14 protein-coding genes are annotated in these 17,349 nt (G+C 47.2%); 1 reads left to right on the top strand and 13 read right to left on the bottom strand.

From position 1 onward, the window contains the following. Window positions 1-93: 93 nt before the first annotated feature. From I2H87_RS08180 to I2H87_RS08150, 7 genes are all read right to left on the bottom strand, one after another. A complete protein-coding gene (locus I2H87_RS08180) occupies window positions 94-1,092 on the bottom strand; it encodes a substrate-binding domain-containing protein (RefSeq protein WP_009267981.1) in 999 nt (332 codons plus the stop codon). After that, window positions 1,073-2,881: a cache domain-containing sensor histidine kinase gene (locus tag I2H87_RS08175; RefSeq protein ID WP_009267982.1), complete on the bottom strand. Its 1,809-nt coding sequence runs from the start codon at window positions 2,879-2,881 to the stop codon at window positions 1,073-1,075. Before I2H87_RS08175 ends, I2H87_RS08180 begins: the two co-directional genes overlap by 20 nt. After that, entirely contained in the window at window positions 2,878-4,491 is a 1,614-nt protein-coding gene (locus I2H87_RS08170) for a response regulator (protein ID WP_009267983.1), read from the bottom strand. Before I2H87_RS08170 ends, I2H87_RS08175 begins: the two co-directional genes overlap by 4 nt. Window positions 4,492-4,633: 142 nt before the next feature. Then, window positions 4,634-4,957 (bottom strand): PTS lactose/cellobiose transporter subunit IIA, encoded by a 324-nt coding sequence (locus I2H87_RS08165; protein ID WP_195609693.1) that lies wholly within the window; start codon window positions 4,955-4,957, stop codon window positions 4,634-4,636. 2 nt (window positions 4,958-4,959) lie between these two features. After that, window positions 4,960-5,280, bottom strand: a complete 321-nt coding sequence (locus I2H87_RS08160; RefSeq protein ID WP_009267985.1) for a PTS sugar transporter subunit IIB — start codon at window positions 5,278-5,280, stop codon at window positions 4,960-4,962. A gap of 16 nt (window positions 5,281-5,296) precedes the next feature. Then, on the bottom strand, window positions 5,297-6,193 hold the full coding sequence (locus tag I2H87_RS08155) for a DUF7916 family protein (RefSeq protein ID WP_009267986.1): 897 nt from the start codon (window positions 6,191-6,193) through the stop codon (window positions 5,297-5,299). Between the two features lie 29 nt (window positions 6,194-6,222). Further along, entirely contained in the window at window positions 6,223-7,497 is a 1,275-nt protein-coding gene (locus I2H87_RS08150; protein WP_009267987.1) for a PTS sugar transporter subunit IIC, read from the bottom strand. A gap of 362 nt (window positions 7,498-7,859) precedes the next feature. On the opposite strand from I2H87_RS08150, the gene I2H87_RS08145 reads away from it, so the two are divergent. Next, on the top strand, window positions 7,860-9,056 hold the full coding sequence (locus I2H87_RS08145) for an ROK family protein (RefSeq protein ID WP_009267988.1): 1,197 nt from the start codon (window positions 7,860-7,862) through the stop codon (window positions 9,054-9,056). A 199-nt stretch (window positions 9,057-9,255) separates the two neighbouring features. On the opposite strand, the gene I2H87_RS08140 is transcribed toward I2H87_RS08145, so the two are convergent. From I2H87_RS08140 to I2H87_RS08115, 6 genes are all read right to left on the bottom strand, one after another. Then, window positions 9,256-10,101, bottom strand: a complete 846-nt coding sequence (locus I2H87_RS08140) for an L-ribulose-5-phosphate 3-epimerase (RefSeq protein WP_009267989.1) — start codon at window positions 10,099-10,101, stop codon at window positions 9,256-9,258. Between the two features lie 41 nt (window positions 10,102-10,142). Continuing rightward, the gene (locus I2H87_RS08135; protein WP_009267990.1) at window positions 10,143-11,657 is read right to left on the bottom strand and encodes an FGGY-family carbohydrate kinase; all 1,515 of its coding nucleotides are present in this window, start codon (window positions 11,655-11,657) and stop codon (window positions 10,143-10,145) included. 298 nt (window positions 11,658-11,955) lie between these two features. Continuing rightward, window positions 11,956-13,143, bottom strand: a complete 1,188-nt coding sequence (locus I2H87_RS08130; protein ID WP_009267991.1) for a substrate-binding domain-containing protein — start codon at window positions 13,141-13,143, stop codon at window positions 11,956-11,958. A 94-nt stretch (window positions 13,144-13,237) separates the two neighbouring features. Further along, window positions 13,238-14,509, bottom strand: a complete 1,272-nt coding sequence (locus tag I2H87_RS08125; protein ID WP_195609692.1) for an ABC transporter permease — start codon at window positions 14,507-14,509, stop codon at window positions 13,238-13,240. Continuing rightward, complete coding sequence (locus I2H87_RS08120) at window positions 14,509-15,513, bottom strand: ABC transporter permease (protein WP_195609691.1); 1,005 nt, start codon at window positions 15,511-15,513, stop codon at window positions 14,509-14,511. The genes I2H87_RS08125 and I2H87_RS08120 overlap by 1 nt, the downstream gene beginning before the upstream one ends. Then, a complete protein-coding gene (locus I2H87_RS08115; RefSeq protein ID WP_009267994.1) occupies window positions 15,510-17,021 on the bottom strand; it encodes a sugar ABC transporter ATP-binding protein in 1,512 nt (503 codons plus the stop codon). The genes I2H87_RS08120 and I2H87_RS08115 overlap by 4 nt, the downstream gene beginning before the upstream one ends. Window positions 17,022-17,349 lie beyond the last annotated feature (328 nt).

Raw genomic sequence — 17,349 nt, 5'->3', positions numbered from 1 at the left:
ATAGAAATTGAAATTCTTACTAAAAAAGGTTAAAAAACTACTGCCCGTAATTTTTTAACCTTTTTACATTTTCTTATATTTTCGTTTTTCTCTCTACTGCCCGGAAAACGGATACAGCAGTCTCTGGTTTTCGTCTTCATACAGATTCTCTTTTGTGATCAGCTTACTTCCGGAGTCCAGCTTTGGCTCCGCCTTTTTTCCGTTCAGAACATGGATCGCCTGCTCGACGCCGAGATATCCCATATTCACCGGCTTCTGGATGATAATCGCCTGAAACACCCCCATCTCCAGCAACTGGATCTCCTCGACAGAGCTGTCAAATCCCACCATTTTCACTTTTCCCGCAAGCCCGAGATCATTGACTGCGCGGGCAGCTCCGATAGCGCCGTACTCATTGGTCGCAACGAGCAGACTGATCTGCGGATAACGGTTCAGCATATCCTTTGTCAATTCATATGCTTTCTCATAAGAGGAGTTGCAGTAGACGATAGAACGGATCTGATGCGAAGCCTCCCCCATTCCGTCACAGATCCCATTGCTTCTCTCCATTGCAGTGGACGAGCCTTTCACATGGGAAACGATCCCGATCTCTCCCTCCCCATCTATAAGTGTCGCCGCGTATTCTCCCAGTTCTTTTCCCGCGCGGTAATTGTCCGTTCCGATCTCCGAAACCGCAATATCCCTGTCGATCACAGAATCCAAGAGGATCAGCGGGATCCCCGCATCCACGACTTCCTGCAGCACATCCGAAACTTCAGAATAATCTCCCGGAGCGACAAGAAGCGCATCCGGTTCCTTTTCCATGCTCTGCCGGATGATCTCGATCTGCTCTTCCACATCTTCCTCAGCGCCGGCTCCCATCACTTCAATCTCTGCCCCCATCTCCTCCGCTCCCAGTTTCGCACCGTCGATCAGGGCTGTCCAAAACCCGTTTGCCGGATCGATCGTCTTGGGGATAAAGATCAGATGATACGTTTCCGCCTCATCCGGATCATTCCTCGCCAGCCGCACGCCGAGACAGACAACTACAAATGTCAGCGCCACAGTCATTAATATCCCGATTTTATGGTTTTTACTCATCCATTTTTTCATCTGTCCTGCCTCCATCGACCGGAATCGTGATCACAGCCTTCGTGCCCGCGCCTTTCACACTCTCATAACGGATGCCGTACTCCGATCCGTACTGAAGTTTCAGCCGCTTCTGCACATTCGGTACTCCCACGCCGTTGCGTTTCTGCTCTTTCCGATGCTCATCAAAAATATGTTCCATCACATCTTCATCCATACCGATCCCGTCGTCTGCCACGACGATCTCAACTCTGCCGTCCACAGGTCTTGCATAAATTTTTAAATTTCCTTTTGTCTCTTTATACTTGATCCCGTGATAGATCGCATTTTCCACCAACGGCTGCAGCACAAGCTTGATGATCGGGACATGCGCCACTCTCGGATCAACATAAATAAAAAATTCCAGCTTATCTTTGTAACGCATTTTCTGGATCGTCAGATAATTTTTCACATACTCGATCTCTTTTTCCAGCTCGACCTCTTCCTTATCGTTACTGATACTCTGGCGCAGGAGTCTTGCCAGAGCAGAGGTCATTTCCACGACCTCGTCGTTTTCTCCCGCTTCCGACATCCAGATGATCGAATCCAGCGTATTATATAAGAAATGAGGATTGATCTGTGCCTGCAATGCTTTCAGTTCACTTTTTCGTTTCTGCTTCTGTTCGTATACATTCTGCTCCATCAGCGCCTGGATCTCGCTGGTCATCAGATTGAACGATCTTCCGAGGCTTCCGATCTCATTTTCCGTGATCACTTCCACATGGGTGCCAAACTGTCCGTTCTGTACTTTCCGCATGGAATCCCTGAGGGAACGGATCGGTTTTGTGATCTCCCGGGAGATGATGCTTGAAATGCCGATCACGGCAAGGAGCAGGATCGATGCCACAAGCAGATACCACATCTGCGCCTGTTCGTTATTTTTCAGCAATTCCGATGTATAAGCCGCGCCCACTACCGTCCAGCCTGTCCTCTTGGATTTGGACATCGTATAAAGCTTACTGTCCCCACCCTCGTCAATGATCAGAGAATCTTCCCTGCACTCCATGATCGCGTCGATATTTTCGGTTTTTAACCCGCCGTACATCAACTGCTGTTTCGGATGATATACAATATTCCCCTCCGCATCCAATACAAAAATATATCCTTTTTCTTCAATACTGTTATTATTACACAGATCACTGATCGCACTGTAATTCAGATCCACAAAAAAGAGCCCCTCCCGCTCTCCGGTCTGGTTGTTCACAAGCGCTCTGCTCAGTGTGATCACCCATTTATAGCTGGACTGGATCGCATTCTGCACATGAGAAGAGGACACCGCGATCCCGCTTTTCGATTCCATCGCCGCCTGATACCAGTCCAGAGACTCGATATCCACATACCCTGTCAGCTCGTCGTCCCCCTGGTTGATGATATATCTTCCGTTCTTCGCCACAGCCGCCACATTATAAATATCGTCCCTGCTTTCCATGATCGTCTGAAACTGGGTCAGGATCCGTTCTTTTTCCGCCTCCCTCTCCGCTTCCGTCTGGTTCTGGTCAAACAGATACCGCGGCACATCGCTGCTTTTTGCGATGACCGAGGAGATATTTTCCATATATTCAATATAAGTATCGATGTCATAGTTGACCTGCTGGATGATCTGACTCATATAATTGATCGAATTTTCGTAGATCGTCCCGCTCGTATAACGCATCGCGATCACCATGAAAACCAGCATGGCAAGTACCATCAGCGCCGAAAATGACACAAGCATCGTGCTCTGGATGCTCTTAAATTTTCCAAACATTCTTGTGATCAGATTAGGTTTCTTCATCTGCCGTTCTCCCTGGCATATTCTTTCGGCGTCATCCCCGTCGCCTTTTTAAATGCGATGCTGAAATAATGGGGATCGCTGAATCCGACTTTTTCCGCGATCTCATAATTTTTCAGCGTTGTCTGACAGAGAAGCTGCCTGGCTTTTTCCATACGGATATTGGACAAAGCTTCCAAAAATGTCATTCCGGTCGATTCTTTAAAAATGCTGCTGAACCGGCTTGTGCTGATATTTAAGTATTCACAGATCTGGTTCAGTCCCAGTTCGCTGTCCCCGTAATGTTCTCTTATGTAATCCAGCGCCATTGCCGCCTGACGCTCCCCGCTTGTCTGTCCGGAACGAGCGCGCGCCTCCATTCCTTTTGCCGCATATTGCCGGACAAGTTTCATCGCTTCTTTTATGGAATATGCCGACGCCACAGACGAAATCACATCTTCCGGAAGCGTAAACGCCTCGTCTGTCTCTCTGACCATCTCATGGATCACATGCAGCAGACGGTTTAAATATCCCCATGCCCGGTTTCTTCCGACCATTCTCTCACGGATCCATGTCTCAATATGATCGAGATGTTCTTCCATCTTGGCTTTGTCACCGCTCCGGATCGCCAGCGCGATCTTTTTCAATTCTCCGGAAAGATCTTTAAAATCCGCCTCGCAGAGCTTCTCCTCACAGTCAAATATCGCTCCCATTCCACGGCTGTAACGATATTTCAACGCTTCCGCCGCACATTCGTAAGACTGATAAAGAAGATCCGGCGTATCCACATAACACCCAATCGAAATGGAAACACATAATTTCATCGCCCGGTAGACATTTTCCTGGATCTCCCTGCAGATTTCTTCCACTTCCCTGCGAAATTCGTTCGGTCGGTTTGTCCAGAACAGGATGCAGATCCGGTTATCCGAATCCCGGTATGCGATCCCTGCGTGATGTTCTGCCACAATCTCGCCGCTGACATTCTCCACAACAAATGCCATCAGCGCGCTCTCTTTTTTCAGTTCTCCCTCATTGCCGCCTTTCCATTCCGCATAAAGGTCAATATCCACCGCGGCCACACGGAATGCGCTTCCCTCGATCCGCACGCCAAACTCATCCAGTTCCTGAAGACACTGCATCGTATCCTGCGTTCCCTGCACAAGTCTTTGCAGCGCTTTTCCGATGATCACGGATTCATTCTTCGTATAATTACGGTATGCCCGCGACAGCGTATCCAACCGCTGTTCCTGTTTTCGCTCTCCATCCAGCTTTTTCCGGATCCTTGTCAGCACTTCGGAAAGTTCTTTCGCTGTCACCGGTTTCAGGATATACTCCGCCACTTTGTACTGGAGCGCCTGTTTTGCGTACTCAAAATCACTGTAACCGCTGAAAATGATGATCGTCGTCTGCGGGCAGTTCTCATACAGCCACTTGCTCAGACCCATACCGTCAATGTGCGGCATACAGATGTCTGTCAGCACCACATCAACCGGATGTTCTTTTACAAATTCAATCGCATCTTTTCCATTCTCGCAATCACCGACCAGTTCAAAGCCAAGCTGATTCCACTCCAATTTCTTTCCGATCGCTTTCCGTACCAGGATCTCATCATCTACCAACAATACCTTATACATACTTTTTCTCTCCTGTATCGCAAACTTAGATTAAGTATACACCAAGTTTTTGGAGTTGAAAAGCAAAAACGGGACGCTGTGGCACAGGTGGTCTCCCACTTATGTCATAGCGCCCCGTCTCTCACTTTATGACCGACAAGTTCTAGTTGTCTTTTTTGATCGTACGATAAACATCTACCAATTCTTTTGCAAGATCTTTGAACATCATTCCCGTCATCAGATGATCCTGTCCGTGAACCATCAAAAGTGACATTTCCACAGAATCTCCGTTCGCTTCCTGTGTCAGCATCTCAGTCTGTGTGTGATGTGCTTCAAGCAGAGACTTCTCCGCCGCCCGGATCTTTTCGTCTGCAAGGTCAAAATTACCCTCTTTCGCTGCATGGATCGCCTCCATGGCAGAACTCTTTCCGTCTCCGCCGTAGATGATCAGATTCATGATCGCCTGTATATTCTTCTCGTCCATCATTCTTATCCTTCCATCAACTGATTTGCAAAATCCAGAACTTTTGCACCGTTCATCATTCCATAGTCTGACATTGGGATCACACCTACCGGAATCCCTTTCGGCTCCATCTTTTTCTTAAAATCCGCTTCCATAAAACGTACCTGTGGTCCCAATAGAACTACGTCGATATGCTGTTTTTCCGCATAATCCGGTGCTTCTGCCGCTGCCACCGCAAAAATCTCCGCATCCACGCCCTGTTCTTCGGCTGCTTTCTGCATCTTTGAAACCAAAAGACTTGTACTCATTCCTGCTGCACATGCCAGCATGATCGTTTTCTTTTCCATATCCAAAACTTCCTTTCTACCGATTGATCGAACGCGCGATCATAGATACTGTATGACGTACGCCCCGAAGCGCCTTGCTGATCGCCAGCAGATTTTCCACCGGTGCAACTCCGCCGTATCCCGCATCTCCGATATGTTGAATATCGACTCCGCAAATCTTATTCATGATCGCAATCTCCTTGATCGTATCTTCGTCGGAACTTTCCTGACTCGTTCCGATCGCAGACAGTACCAGACCGCCGCAGCGATGAACTTCTTTCACTACACGCTTCAGTTCGTCTGTGTCAAATCCCGGTACGGTTCCCACCGCCGGAACCAAAATCACATCCGCACCTGCTTCCACAAATTTCTTTGCAGTTGCAAGATCCGCTACCGGCTCGTCTGATCCGGCGCCATGCATCTTTCCTGCGATGACCATTCCCGAGAAATGTTCTTTTGTCAGACGGATCGCTTTCTCGATCTGTTCGTTTGTCACTCCGGTTCCCGGATTTCCGGTCAGACATACAAAATCAAATCCGAGCTCTTCCAAACGTTTTACCGTCTCCAGATTGAGCTGGCGTCCTTTCGGAATCTCCAGTCTGTCTTCCAGCATCTCCGCTTCGAGATCTACCGGTTCCAGATTAACGCCGATCGGACGTCCTACCAGACGATGTAATTCCGAAACAAAATTATCCTTGTCGTGCTCCAAACCGTAAATGTCCGGCTCCAGAACATCCACACAGTTGAGCAGGATCAGATCCGCTCCGAATGCACGGGCAATCTCTGCATTTGTGATGTCGCCGATATATGTTTCTCTTGTTGCCACATTCTCTGAAAGAATGACACGCCCCTCGCTCGCTTTAATACTCTGTTTCAACTCTGCCGCATTCATTGCCAGCATTTCTGATGTGTTTGCACTAATCAGCCGTTTCATATTTTCAAAGCTCCTTCAATTCTTGTTTATTATTTTGCCTGTTCTTCGTCTGCTTTGAAGCGTTTCTCAACTGCCGCCACAAACGGAAGGTATAACAGGATATCCGCTACGACCAGGATGATCTGCAGGATCGATGCCCGGATACTTCCCGTCGCAAGGAAACCACTGATAACCGGCGGTGTTGTCCAGCCAGGCGCTGTATAAGTCAGCGGTACCAGTCCCGATGCCATGGATAAGTAGGAAATGATCAGGTTTACAACCGGCGCTACAACAAACGGGATCAGAAGCAGGATGTTCAATACAACCGGAATACCGAACATTGTCGGCTCATTGATGTTGAACAGTCCCGGAACTACCGTGATCGGAGTCAGTGTCTTCGCCTGTTTACTTGCATTCTTTCTGCGCGCCATCCATGCCAGAGCAAGTACAAGACCGATCGTCGCTCCGGCTCCGCCGATGTATACAAAGTTGTCAATAAACGGTGTTGTGAAAATATGCTGCAGGTTTTCTCCTGCTTTGAATGCTTCTGCATTCTCTCCGAGGTTTGTCAGCCAGATCGGCTCCATGATCTTATTTACGATGTTTCCGCCGTGGAGACCAACGAACCAGAGACCGCTACAACACATTACGAGGATCACAACACCAATGATATTGTTTCCGAGTAATCCGAGCGGTGTTCCGAGTACAGTCTTTGCGATCATGTGAAGGTTCGGCAGTTTGAATGCATCCAGAACTCCGTAAACGATCAGCCATCCTACGATCAATGTTGCTCCCGGAAGGATCGCGCTGAAACTTTTGGATACTGCAGGCGGTACGCTGTCCGGCATTTTGATCTGGATATTATGATTGATAAACCACTGGTATACCCATCCGTTGATCAGACCAAGTACGATCGCTACGAACAGTCCCTGTGCTGCCATATAAGTCGTCGGCATTCCGTTTCCTGCTTCACCGGTAACAAACGGTGTAACAAGGATGAATGTAGACAGTGAAACGATTCCGGAAGGAACTCCGTCTACATTATACTGTTTTGTCAGACTATATGCAATTCCGAAACTTGCCACCAATCCGATCAGACCGAAACTGCTGTCAGATCCTTTCCACAGGTATGTTGCAATTCCCATGTCTCCCAGCCATTTCTCCAACGGCGGGATTGCGAAACCTGTTGCGATTACCATCAGCAGAGAACCGATGATAAGAAGCGGCATTGCCAATGTGATACCATCTCTGATTGCGATCAGAAATTTGTTGCTGGCCATCTTTGAAGCGACCGGCATCAGCTTTTCATTCAAAAACTTATTCATGATATTTTCTCCTTTTCTCATTTCCTTTTGCATTCTTAGTTATAAATTATAACCAATCATCCATAAGATACATTAATTTTCGCGATAAATAACGTTTCTTTATGTTTCATACCATAACATAAACTTTCATTTTTGTATATAATTAGTTTTAAATTATAATTAATATCAGCTTTTTATATAAATTTTAGCATCATTTTTTGTGCATTTTTACTCTGTTTTTGCCGTTTTAAATAATTCTCATCTGTTTTTTAATTTTAAAAAATAATTAATTCATGTATTTTTCGATATTTTTGAATGACCAATTTCATTTTTCGTGTTATAATTTTGTTGAAAGCATCTTTACAAGGAGAAAACCATATATTATGAAAACAACCAAAAAGCAACAGCTTCTTTATTCCACGATTCTTCATAAAATATATACAAAACATACGATTTCCCGCATTGACATCGCACGGGATACCGGGATCACCCCCGCCACCGTCAGCCTGCTCACTGCCGAGATGCTCTCCGATGATCTGATCCGGGAAGTCGGTGAGGAGATCGATCTGCAGGATAAGGTCGGACGCAAAAAAATCCTGCTTTCCGTCGCCCCCTCCCACTCTTATTATGTCGGCGCCGAAATATCGGAAAAATTCTTTTCCTTTGTTCTGACGGACAATACCGGTATCCTTTTGCAAAAAGAGACGGTATCGCACGACAAAAATTCCCCTGTTGATGCCGATTTCTTTGTGAAATCTCTCGCCGGATTTCTTGAGCAAACAGGATATTCCGATCAGGTACGGGGCATCGGCGTCGCGATTCCCGGTCACTACACAAAAGACGCTCCCGAAAAGATCCTGACCAACAATGCATCCTGGAAAAATTTCAACCTCAGAAAAATCGCCGAATGCTTTGACATCCCGCTCTATTTTTCCAACAATGTACATTGTATGACGAGAGCCGAATCTCTTTTTTATACGAAACCTGACGTCGACAACAGCAATTTCCTTTTCTTCCATATCGGTCGGGGCATCCACTGTACCCATCTGTACCACGACACGCTCTATGGAAGTCAGAATTTAAAGATCGGAGAGATCGGACACATGACGGTCCACCCGGACGGAGAATTATGCGAATGCGGAAAACATGGTTGTCTCCAGACCTACGCAAGCGAGACATGGCTGATCAAAAAAGCTCGTCTCCTCTACCACAGCAGTCCGGATACTTATTTACATCAGCTGGTAAACGATGAGCATGAGATTACGCTCCCCGTGATCTTAAATGCATACGAATTAGGGGACACTATTCTCGTCAAGCTGATCACCTTGGCAGTGAAAAGCATCGCTACCACGATCACCAACCTGAATATGATCATCGACTGCAAACGCGTATTTATACACGGAGAGTTATTCAATATTTCAAGCACGGTCGCTCTTTTAAAAAAGCAGCTTGATTTTGAACCGAACCTTTTTATGCTCCCCTCCAAACAGGAACTGATCATCAAGCCTTACTCTCCCTATACCGGGGCGATCGGAGCAGCCGCATTTGCAGTCTATCGTACGCTGTTATCCAAAGAATAGCTGTATTACCTTCTTATTAAATAACATTTTTATCAGATAAAAGACTCCGCCCTGGAAGTCCATGCCGGTCGGTCCGGAACCTCCAAGGGGAGTCTTCTTTTTGTATAAGCAACGAGCCAAAATCCGGGCTTGCCCGAGACCTTGGCAACTGCTTACAATCCCGGAATGTGCCTTTTGGCACTTCCGGTGATTTTAGTCCTTATGCTCTTCCGTTTAATATTCTTGTAAACATCTCATTTGCAAAAGTGATATCTTCTTTCCATCCCGGATTTCCGGTATACCAGAACTCTGTGACATATTTTCTCACGCCAAGTTCCCATGCTTTTGTAACTGCGCTTTCAAAATCCACATGCCCGGTCCCGAACGGGATCTCCCGGAATTTTCCCGGAACCGTCTCTTTTAAGTGCATCGCCACGATATGCCCTTTCCCGAGTTCCAGATCTTCCAGCACGTCATTTTCATACGTCTTTGCCGCATTGGTGATATTTCCGATATCCGGATAGACGTTCAGATACGGCGATCCGACAAGCGTCACATACTTCATTGCCTTTTCCACCGTGTTCATAAACTCATTTTCCATCGTCTCAAAGCCCATGGTCACGCCTGCTTTTGCCGCCATATCCGCCGCTTTTTTCAGATTGGCAAGGAAACGCTTCTTTGTCTCAAATGTGGATTCTTCATAATATACATCATAGCCTGCCAGCTGGATGATCCGGATTCCCAGGTCTTCCGCAAGCCGGATCGCTTTTTCCATGATCTCGATTCCCCGCGCTTCCACTGCCGGATCACTGCTGCCAAGCGGATATTTCCGATGACCGCTCAAGCACATTGTCCGGATCGGCACGCCGGTTTCCTGCATCAGCTGTACCAGTCCCAACCGTTCTTCTTTCGTCATGTCCAATCTGGAAAGTTTCGCGTCTGTCTCATCGATACTGATCTCCACAAAATCAAATCCCGCTTCTTTTGCCGCCAGAAGCTTTTCTCTCCATGTCAGATCGGACGGCATCGCTTTCTCGTACAAACCAAGGGTATACGCTCGTTCCATCGCTTTCATTCTCCTCTTTTCTTGTTTTCCTGTTTTCTTTTCTAGTTTTCAAAACATTCCCACACACTGCTCAAGCCCTCGATCACACGGCGGTATGTCTGATATTTTTTCTCATAGACCGGTCCGTATTCCGGACGTGGCTGCACGGTTTTTGTGATCTTGACCGTCCGCCGGATTCCCTCTTCGTAATCCGCATACACGCCTGCCGCGATTCCCGCTACGATCGCCGCTCCCTGTGCGCCCAGTTCCTTATCCTCGATCACGTCGATCGGGATCTGCAGTGCGTCCGCAAAGATCTGTACCCACACGTCGGAATTGGCTGCACCGCCCGAGAGCCGGATACTCTTCGGAACTTCCCGGTTGCGGAGCAGTTTCTTTACATGGGTCAGATGGGAAAATACGATCCCCTCATACACCGCACGCAGCATATGTTTTTTATTGTGGTACGCGGTCAGCCCGACAAACGTCCCTTTCGCCAGAGCATCTTCATTCGAACCGTTCAAAAACGGAAGAAAAATGATATTATTCTCCTGCGGCTCGATCGACTCTACCCATGCATTTGTCACATCGTACACCGATCCACCGTTTTCTTTCGCCTCTTCCTTTTCATATCCCATCAGATTGCGGATGAACCATTCCATATTTCCCGCCGAAGTCGGACTACTCTCCTCGATCAGATAATATCCCGGGATACAGAACATCGAATTTAACGCCACGGTTCCGTTCAAGACCGGCTCTTTTGCGATAAATTCATTGATACTCCACGTTCCCGCGATCATGCACATTTTCTCTTCATCCGAAAGACCGGAAGCAATTCCGCAGGCATTGACGTCAAACATTCCGGCAGCAACCGGCGTCCCCTCCGGGATCAGTGTCAGTTCGGCGGCTTCTTTCGTCACATGACCGCAGATGTCCGACGCGTGACGAAGCGGAGGAAGTTTTTCATACACCATATCCAGCCCCATATAGGAAAGTAATTCGCGGTCATATTCTCCGGTATGCAGATTGACCAGATTTCCTCCCGAAAAATCCGTGTACTCCGCATAAGCTTCTCCGCTCATCCGATACCGCACATAATCTTTCACCGCAAATACATACCGTGTCCGTTCCAATACTTCCGGCTCATGATCCCGCAGCCATGCGAGAAGACTGACCGGCTGACATGCAAGGATGTCCTGACAAGTCTTTTCATATACTTTTTTCGCAGTTCCGTCTTCTTTCCACTGCTTCACATATGCCCATGCCCGCGCATCGGTGGAAATGATTCCGTTATAAGCGGGTTTTCCGTCTTTTCCGACCAGATACAGACCTTTTCCATGCCCGGAATAGGACACGCCCGCAATCTCTTTCGGATCGATCCCGCTCTTTTCGATCGCCTGACGCGCCGCCTTTGCATTTACCTGCCAGAGTTCCTCCATATCCCGCTCCGTATACCCCGGCTTCGGCGTTAATGTCACGGTGGGAACGCTTGCCACCGAAATCTGCACTCCGTTCTCATCAAACAATGCCGCTTTGGAAAATGTTCCGCCATTGTCGATTCCCATCAAATATCTCATTTTGCCTCCTCCTGTCCGATTTTCCTCTTTTTCCTGCTTCTCTTACTTTCTACTTTATCACATTTCAAAACAAACCGACAGATGGATCTTTGAACGGAAAAGGGGAGAAAATCCCTTTTCTTGAATTTTCTCCCCTTTTCCGTTTTTTTATAGGCGGCGAGCCAAAGTCCGGGCTTGCCCGAGACCTTGGCGACTGCTTACAATCCCGGAATGTGCCTTTTGGCACTTCCGGTGATCCAAGTACTATGCGTCACATAACCGCCTGTTCCCATCTGCCATGCAGGATATCCGTCTGTTCTTACAGTACGTCGATCCACTCAGCCATATTGTTCTTTTCAAAGATGAACGGTGCGCCTGCCAGAACTGCTGTACCGTCGCCACTCTGGTATGCTTCGTAAGTTTCTGCTTCGTAATCACGGAACGCATCCATTTCAAAGCTGCTTCCTACGGACCCGTCAAATCCATCATTTACTGCTGCATATGTTGCTGCTCCGGATACTGCTCCAAGATGGATAACATCCCACAGCATCATGTATGGGCAAACATACTCGAATGCGTCGTCGTCAGCTTTTGTCGGCATGAAAGACTGCATCTCTGACGGAAGTCCAAGACCTGTCAGTTTGATCTCGCTGTTCGCGGATTTCAGAGCCTGTCCTGCTGCTGCGATACCTACGGTTGTAGGAGAAATGATACAGTCAACTGCGTTCTCTGCGATAAATGCCTGTGCCTGTGTTGTGGACTCTGTCAGGTCATCGTTACCATATTTCTTGTCAAGTTCCGGGCTTACTTTTCCTGCATAGAAATCTTTTGCAAGCTCTGTTTCCATCGCTGCGATCCAGGAGTTCTGAACCGGAGTATCAATGGATGCAGAAAGAACACCTAATTTGATCTCTTCTCCTGAGTATTTTCCGAGCTCTGTCTTTACAGTCTCTTCCATTTTTCCGTCACCAGGATAATCCACACCAAGTGTGATCAGTACAGCTGCCTGTACAAGGTAAGATCCGATATCCTGTGTCTCTGCCTGGTTTGTATGGCATATACGGTATTCCGGATTTGCCTCGGAGTCTACGGATACGATCGGTATTCCTTTTTCCTGAGCTTTCTTGAACACTTCATCATAACCTGCGTCACCGTTTGTAGAAATCGTGATGGATGCAACATTCTGTGTGATCAGCTCATCCAGCATCTGAACCTGTGCTGCTACGGTTGTTTCAGCCGGGCTCTTATAAGCGGTCTTCTCGCCTTTTGCTTCCAGATACTCTGAAAATCCCTCGTACATCAGGTCTCCGAAAGAGTTACCTGTGGATTTGAACATAAATACATGTGTTCCCTCCAGAGATTCTTTTCCGCCGCCTGACTCAGCCGGTGCAGCCGCTTCGCCGCCCTCTGAGCCGCCTTCCGTTGACTTTGTTGTGCTACATCCTGCCAATGAAGCGATCATCATTGCGCTCATTCCAAGTGCTACCAGACGTTTCCAGTTTTTCATAATTTTGTTCCTCCTTTTTTTTAATATATAAACAGCCCTCTGCTGTCTATAAACTTATGAATGTGAAACGATACATGTAAAACTATGAATCAAACTATTTTGCTGCAAATCGTTCTTTTGCTTTGCGTTCGTCCTCTTTTTGCTCTCTCAGCCAGATTTCTGTCTGCTCTTTACATTTTTTCTGAAGTGCCGCGATCTTGTCTTCACATTTCTTGATCTTTGCACTCTTATCTGCGTCATTCATTGCAGAGTCTTTCTTCGTCTCATCGATCGTCGCTTTCAGCGCTTTTACTTCCGCTGCTGTTTTGATGTTCAGCGCTTCTACGTTCTTATTTCCTTTGTAAACAAATTTCAGCTTCAGATTTGCGATCAGCTGTCTGTTCACATTCGGGATCAGGACTGCGATGATCAGGATAAATCCGGTTACGATCTTTCTCGTATTGGCATCCACTTCCAAAAGACCAAGCGTATAAGTAAGGAACGCCATGATCAATGTTGCGATGATCGGTCCGTAAACCTTTCCTTTTCCGCCGTTTGTGGATACGCCGCCAAGTACGCAGATCGCGATCGCCGTCATCTCATATCCGGTACCCATTGTAGAAGATACGCTTCCTCCCATTCTTCCTACGAAGAAGATCGAAGCAACTCCGCACATTACGCCCATCAGGACGAAAACGATCAGTTTTGTCTTCCTTACATCGATACCGGAATACTGTGCGCATGTCGCGTTGTTTCCGATAATGTAAAGCTTCCGTCCGAATCTGGATTTCTGAAGCAGGAATACGAAGACCGCTCCCATCACAAGGAACAGGATCAGTGACAATGGGATTCCTGCGATATTGGTCCAAGCTACGGTTGTGTAAAAGCTCGGGAACTGTTTCAACACATTGACGTCCAGGATGATCTTTACGATTCCTCTGAACAACATCGACGTCGCGATCGTAACGATGACCGCCGGCATCTCCACATATGCTACGAAATATCCGTTAAACAGTCCGCAGAGCGCTCCTGCTGCGATTCCAACGATCACGCCTACAAACGCCGACATTCCCGCCTGACAGCAAAGCCCCGTTGCCATGGATGCAAAAATCATCGTAGATGCAACCGATACGTCGATATCGCCGAGCATCAGGATCAGGATCATTCCGAGTACGAGCGGGCATACATCCATACCGGACTGAATGATCGCCTGGATCGTTCCGGGTGAGAAATACAGGTTGGTCCTGCTGACCATCAATACAACGTTGATCAAAAGTAAAATATAGATCAGCACCATTTCCCAGCTCACTAAAAACTTCGATAATTTGAATCCCTGTTTTACAGATAAGTCTCTTACAGGTACATTTGTATTCTTTTCTCCACTCATCAGATCAAAGCACTCCTTTCTTTCAGAGCTCTCTTTTCAGCAGAGCGTTCCGTGAATTTATTCAAGGCAACCGCTGCGATGATGATCGCTCCCTGGATTGCATCCGACCATACGCTCAATCCCGGAAGAAGACTGATAAAGTAAGTGATGACCGACATCATCAAAAATCCGATGATCACGCCGTCTACTTTTCCCTTTCCTCCTACGATGCTGACTCCGCCGAGGATACAGATCGCGATCGCCGTCATTTCATATGCGTCGCCGATCATATAACTGCAGGTCGCATAGTTCGCTGTATAGAGCATTCCGGACAGACCTGCGAGCATTCCGCAAAGGGTCATCGCCAGAAATACAACTCTCGGCTGTTTGATACCGGCAACCTGCGCGGACTCCTGATTGGTACCGATCGCGTAGATCCGTCGTCCTTTCGACGTATATCCGAGGAACAGGATCGCCAATACGAATACAATGATCAGAATCCATAAGATCGACGGGATCCCGAGGATCTTCTTTGTCGCAAATGCCATATACCCCTCTGTAAACTGATGCGGGAACCACCATTCTCCGCCGCTGAATAAGAAAGAAAAGCCACGGAAAATATACATCGTACCAAGCGTAGCGATCATCGGGACCATCTTGAAATATCCGACGAGCAGTCCGTTAAACGCACCGCAGAGCGCTCCGATCACTAAGGAGAGTACAAGCCACACGATCCCCGGAACTCCCGGGTTCTCTGCCATCAGCCGGCAGCAGATCACTCCGGTCAGCGACAACGTCGCGCCGATGGAAATGTCGATACCCGCAGTGATGATGACCATCATCTCGCCGATCGCAAGCAATCCGTATACCGCATTATTCTGAAGCATGTTCAGAATGGAATTCAGAGAATACATCGACGGAGTGATGATCGCCGCTACGATCAGAAGAACGATCAATCCAAGTACCAGACCGAAGTTTCTGCTTTCTGTTATTTTAGAAAGTGTTGATTTGTTATTCGTTCTCATGACTCGCTTTCCCTCCCATCTTCTTGTTTTAAGGAAGCTTCGAGGATCATCTCCTGTGTTGTGCCTTCCGTATCAAACTGCCCCGCCACACGTCCGTTTCTCATAACAACGATCCGGTCCGCCATACCAAGCACCTCCGGCATCTCGGAAGATACCATGATGATCGCATATCCGTTTGCGGTCAGTTCATTCATGATTTCATAGATTGAATATTTTGCGCCGACGTCAATACCTTTGGTAGGCTCGTCCAGGATCAATACTTTCAGATCGCAGTTCAGAAGCTTTGCAAATACGACTTTCTGCTGATTTCCTCCGGACAGTGATGACGGCGGAGCACTGATGTCTTTCGCTTTCAACTGGATCTTCTGACAAAGTTCGATCGCTTTTGCCTCTTCCGCACTCTCATCCAGCTTACCTGCTTTGATGAATTTGCTCATATCGGCAGAAGTTACATTCTGATAGATCGGCAGTTCATTGATCAGCCCCTGTGTCTGACGGTCTTCCGGAAGCAGTCCGATTCCAAGCTTCAGCGCGTCGATCGGGCTCTTGATCTTCACTTCTTTTCCCTCAAGTTCAATGGAACCGGAATCCGGCGTCATGATACCGAAAATATTCTGACATACTTCGGTACGACCTGCGCCGACCAGTCCGGTCAAGGCAAGGATCTCGCCTTTTCTTACATCAAAAGATACATCTTTAAAATATCCCTCTTTGGAAATGTTGTTGACTTTCATCACAACATCACCGATCTTTGCATGTTTCGGCGGATACATCTGCGTTAGTTCACGACCTACCATCTCGCCGATCAGCTTCTGATTGGAGATCTTATCCACATCCCAGCATCCTATGTACTGTGAATCACGGAACACCGTAACCCTTGTTGCCAGACGATACATATCCTCAAATTTATGTGTGATAAAGATAATCGATACGCCCTCGTCTCTCAGCCGTTCCGCGATCTGATACAACTCTTCGCATTCTCTTCTGGAAAGCGACGCTGTCGGCTCATCCATGATCAGGATCCTTGCATCTCTCGAAAGCGCCTTTGCGATCTCTACAAGCTGCTGCTGTGCAACGGAAAGTGTGCTCATCGGTTTGGAAACATCGATATTTTTACTCAGCGGCTCGATCAATTCTTTCGCACGCTTTGTCATCAGCTTCCAATTATAGATGCCAAGCTTGTTCTTGATCTCCTGTCCCATGAAAATATTTTCTGTCACGGAAAGATCCGGAAATGCAGTAACGTGCTGGTAAATTGCCGCAATACCAAGTTTCGCTGAATCTTCTGTGGAGCGAAGTGTGATCTTTTCCCCCTCCAGCAGCATCAATCCGCTGTCCGGCTGGTGTACTCCTGTGATCACTTTAATGAATGTAGATTTTCCGGCGCCGTTCTCACCCATCAGAGCGTGAATCTCGCCTTGCTTCAACTGAAAATGTACACCGTTCAATGCGGTAACTCCGCCGAACGTTTTTACGACATCTTTCAGTTCCAAGATATACTCACTCATCTTTGTCGTTTCCCCTTTCTCCTTTTTTCCTTTTCCTCATCCATCTGCTCCGGCGATGCGGTCTATATTTGACTCCCCCGATCAAAGCCGCCATGTGCCGATGAACTGAATTGGCTTGTCTGTGCCTCTACTATCATGCTTTTTCCTTGATTATTCAATATCAAAAATTGTTATTTCATTATCTATTCTTGTCATTTTATCATTTTTGCACTGTTTTTGTTCAATTTTTAACTTTTCTTCGTTATTTTTGTTTTGATTTCACAAAAATCATCGCTTTTTTGTTTCGTGAAATTTTACAGTACATTTTCTATTTGATTTTTCTGTTTGT

The sequence above is a fragment of the Mediterraneibacter glycyrrhizinilyticus genome, assembly GCF_015560805.1.
Taxonomy (GTDB): domain Bacteria; phylum Bacillota; class Clostridia; order Lachnospirales; family Lachnospiraceae; genus Schaedlerella; species Schaedlerella glycyrrhizinilytica_A.
The sequence above is the reverse complement of the archived record's forward strand: the minus strand, read 5'-3'. Positions and strand labels throughout refer to the sequence as shown.